A 3668-nucleotide genomic window follows, 5' to 3' on the forward strand; every position below is an offset into this window, starting at 1 on the left:
CCGCTCTGCCAGCGGGCGGAAGGCCATTTTGCTCCTGCGAAGTTTGAGTACTGTACATGAACGGCGGATTGGCCGGCGGCTACAGGATAATTTCCATGCCATCATAGGCAAAGGATATATTGTCCAGTTTTTTTTCCAACTCCCGGTAATACGCATAGGATTTGCCCCAATACTCGTCAATGTGCGTGACAATAATGCGTTTGATTCGGTAGGTGTGTTTCAATTCCATAATCTCATCTAAGGTGAACATATCGTCTTTGAAAGGTGCATCAGCAAGATTCGATCCGTCTTTCAGTATACTATTGTCAGAAACAAGGCCGATTATTAAGATATCCGCATCAAAATACAGAGGATTGGGGACAAACGGCTTCACATCGCAGCAGGCGTAAATAACTTTTTTGTCTCCATCCGATATTACATAAAAGGTCATGTTGCCGCGATGGGTTTTGTTGTTTATCAGGTGTATCTCTATAGTTCCGATTTTAACATAGTCTGTCCCGCGGATTGAAATGCAATGGAGAATATCTTCATAGTAATGCAGGCCGTCACCGTTCCAGGCGTTAATGTCGTCAATAACCTCGGGCAGCGCGATAAAGGGAACCGGGGTCCCTTTGTCGGAAATACAGTCGTAACCCAAAGGCTCCACGATACGTATGCCTCTCGTATGGTCGGGATCCTTATGGGAGACAGAAAGATATTCAATTTGGGAAATACCCTGTCTGTCACAGGCAACGGCAATGTCTTCCGGTGTATCAATGAGCATTTTTATGTCTTCAATATAAAGGCTTGGCCCCAGCCGTTCATACCGGCCTCTTTTGATTCTGGCCTCCTCGCAGATGGGGCACTGACAGAACGGATTGGGGATTGGAGACATTCCTCCGCTCCCCGCAATTTTCAGTTTCATCTGAATACACCTCCCCATTTTTTTATTTCACTAACATAGCCCTGATTTCGCGGATCATGCCTTTTGATATATTATCATCGTCTAACGGCATGATGCTGCTGAGCATCCGTACTCCCTGATAAGAGAAAAGCAGCAAATCCACAACCGCTTCCTTATTGACCTGCTTAAATTCGCCTTTGTCAATGCCATATGCAATCAAACTGCAAAGTGACGCTTTTGAACGGTGATATTGCTTTAGCATAGCGTTATCGTCAGACAGCGGCATACCGCTGTAATATTCATAGAAGGCCAGCCCTAATGAACCGCTCCGGTCAAGCATTTCGGATTGGTAACGCTCCAACAGCTCATCCAACAGAAAGGTGGCGGAAAGGCCTTTTTCCATCTTGCCAGTGACTTCATTTTCCAGATCTTCCATCCATTCATCTATGATATCGGCGAAAATCTGTCCGGTACTTCCATAATGCATATATAATCCGCCGCGGCTAAGTCCGGCTGCCTCACAAATATCTTTCATGGTAACATCTTTAAATCCCTTTTGGACAAATAAAAGCAGGGATGCTTTCCGTATTGCGGTTTTTGTTGCCTCTCCTTTTTGGCCCATAGCCTCAATCCTCCTTTATGCAAATTACCGACATGCGTGTCTATTTAAATATACGACACAAATGTCGGAAAGTCAATGCGGTATTTTCCTACAGAAACAACAGCGTGCAGAATCAATGCTTGATGTATGTTCTTTTTTGAACTATAATAAGCTATGTTCATAATAGAACATTAAGGGAGAAAAGTATGAAAGTAACCTTTTGGGATTTTTATTCCATATTTAATAAGGAATACAGTAACGTTATAAAAAAGGCAGCGGAAGAGACCGGTCTGTCCGTAAATGAGATCAGTGTACTTTTGTTTCTGGCCAATAATCCGTCTGCGGATACCGCTGCTGACATTATGCGTGTCAGGAAGGCGGCAAAATCCCATATATCCCTGGCGGTCAGCCAGCTTACGGAAAAGGGATGTCTGACTCAGCAGCCGGGTTCCGGCCGTAAAATACATCTGAAGCTTACGCCATCGGCAGAACCGCTCATAGCTATTGGCAGAAAAAAGCAGAAACAGTTTCTGGACAGGATATTCCAGGATTTCAGTCCTTCTGAAAAAGAGGTGTTTCTGTCCTGCTTTGCGCATATTATCAGTAATTTACAGGAGGAGGAAGATCAGCATGGGGACAGATAAGACAAATGCATTGTTCGAACAGGCTTCCGTTCCGGCCGCGGTGGCAAAGCTGGCGGTACCCACAATTGTCAGTTCTCTCGTAACGGTGATATATAACATGGCTGACACTTACTTTGTGGGCCTGCTCAACGATCCGGTGCAGACGGCCGCCGTTACCATTGCCGCCCCTGCACTCCTTTCGTTCAATGCGGTCAACAACCTGTTCGGCGTCGGGGCTTCCAGCGCCATGAGCCGGGCGCTCGGCAGGGGAGAGAACACATCTGTCAGGCAGTGCGCTGCTTTTGGATTTTACTGCTCCCTGCTGTGTGCGGTATTGTTTTCCCTGCTCACGGCAGTTTTTCGAAGGCCTCTGGCCGGCCTGCTGGGCGCGGATGCGGAGAACATGGCGGCAACCGGGGCATATATGAAATGGGCCGTCACCTGCGGCGCAGTCCCCTCCATTTTGAATGTGGTATTCGCTTTTCTCGTCCGTGCGGAGGGAGCTTCCATACACGCGAGTATAGGAACAATGAGCGGATGCCTTCTGAATATTATTCTGGATCCTATTTTTATTATGCCGTGGGGATTGGGTATGGGGGCTTCCGGGGCGGGCCTTGCAACTTTTCTGTCCAATATGGCGGCCTGTATGTATTTTCTGATCCTGCTTTATTGCAGGAGGCGGACAACCCTGGTCAGTATCAGCCCGAAAAGTTTTCCGTTTAAAAAGGCAATTGCCGCGGATGTATTTGGTGTGGGTGTTCCGGCGGCAATACAGAATCTGCTGAATGTAACAGGGATGACGGTATACAATAACTTTGCGGCGTCCTATGGTTCCGAGGCGGTGGCAGCAATGGGGATCGTACAGAAAATACAAATGGTTCCCATGCAGGTTGCGTTGGGGGCAACCCAGGGGGTCATGCCGTTTATCGGCTATAACTATGCCAATAAAAACCACAAAAGAATGAAGGAATCCATTCTGTACATGCTTAAGCGGATCCTGCTCCTTATCGCTGTCATTGTGATAACCGGCATCGTGTTTTCCCGCGGCCTTGTGGGTCTGTTTATCCGGACGGATTCCGTTATTGCCTATGGGGCAGGTTTCCTTCCCGGCTTCCTGCTGGCTCTGCCGTTTATGTGTGTCGATTATATGACGGTGGGAGTTTTCCAGGCGATGGGGGAAGGCCGGAAGGCTCTGATCTTTGCTTTCTTAAGAAAAATTGTTCTGGAAATCCCCCTTTTGATTCTTCTGAACCGGCTTGTTCCGCTGTATGGACTGGCATATGCCGCCATGTGCGCGGAAATTATCCTGGCCCTTGTATCCATAAAGCTGCTGAGGGATGTGCTGAAAGGAACTCCCAGGTAATATCTTCCATACCCGGCGCATATAATTAAAATAGTCTGGGAATTTTATGATATTTCGGACATGCCTGAAATGTCATGAAATCCGGTCAGATGTCCTGGGTGCAGATAAAAGGTTTGGCGTCCCCCGGCCCTGCTTCCCTGTGCGGCTGCTGCCCTGCAAGGTTCCTTCCAGGGGACGCTTCCGCTCGGATAATCACGC

At 47.8% G+C, this 3668-nt stretch carries 4 protein-coding genes; 2 read left to right on the forward strand and 2 right to left on the reverse strand.

The window, feature by feature from the left end; translation table 11 throughout:
- Positions 1–79: 79 nt before the first annotated feature.
- Both DXA36_RS32375 and DXA36_RS32380 read right to left on the reverse strand, forming a co-directional pair.
- Positions 80–904: an MBL fold metallo-hydrolase gene (locus DXA36_RS32375; RefSeq protein WP_118683617.1), complete on the reverse strand. Its 825-nt coding sequence runs from the start codon at positions 902–904 to the stop codon at positions 80–82.
- A gap of 22 nt (positions 905–926) precedes the next feature.
- On the reverse strand, positions 927–1505 hold the full coding sequence (locus tag DXA36_RS32380; RefSeq protein WP_118683618.1) for a TetR/AcrR family transcriptional regulator: 579 nt from the start codon (positions 1503–1505) through the stop codon (positions 927–929).
- A 185-nt stretch (positions 1506–1690) separates the two neighbouring features.
- Between DXA36_RS32380 and DXA36_RS32385 the strand changes: the two genes are divergently transcribed.
- Complete coding sequence (locus DXA36_RS32385) at positions 1691–2128, forward strand: MarR family winged helix-turn-helix transcriptional regulator (protein ID WP_118683619.1); 438 nt, start codon at positions 1691–1693, stop codon at positions 2126–2128.
- Positions 2115–3470, forward strand: coding sequence for an MATE family efflux transporter (locus DXA36_RS32390; protein ID WP_118683620.1), 1356 nt, complete (start codon positions 2115–2117; stop codon positions 3468–3470). Before DXA36_RS32385 ends, DXA36_RS32390 begins: the two co-directional genes overlap by 14 nt.
- Positions 3471–3668 lie beyond the last annotated feature (198 nt).

Origin of the sequence: Eisenbergiella sp. OF01-20, assembly GCF_003478085.1 — a bacterium.
In the GTDB taxonomy this organism is placed as follows: domain Bacteria; phylum Bacillota; class Clostridia; order Lachnospirales; family Lachnospiraceae; genus Eisenbergiella.

Excerpts from the sequence above, each read along its gene's own strand:
- DXA36_RS32390 (WP_118683620.1), top strand. The coding sequence starts at position 2,115 with ATGGGGACAGATAAGACAAATGCATTGTTCGAACAGGCTTCCGTTCCG.
- DXA36_RS32375 (WP_118683617.1), bottom strand. The coding sequence starts at position 904 with ATGAAACTGAAAATTGCGGGGAGCGGAGGAATGTCTCCAATCCCCAAT.
- DXA36_RS32380 (WP_118683618.1), bottom strand. The coding sequence starts at position 1,505 with ATGGGCCAAAAAGGAGAGGCAACAAAAACCGCAATACGGAAAGCATCC.
- DXA36_RS32385 (WP_118683619.1), top strand. The coding sequence starts at position 1,691 with ATGAAAGTAACCTTTTGGGATTTTTATTCCATATTTAATAAGGAATAC.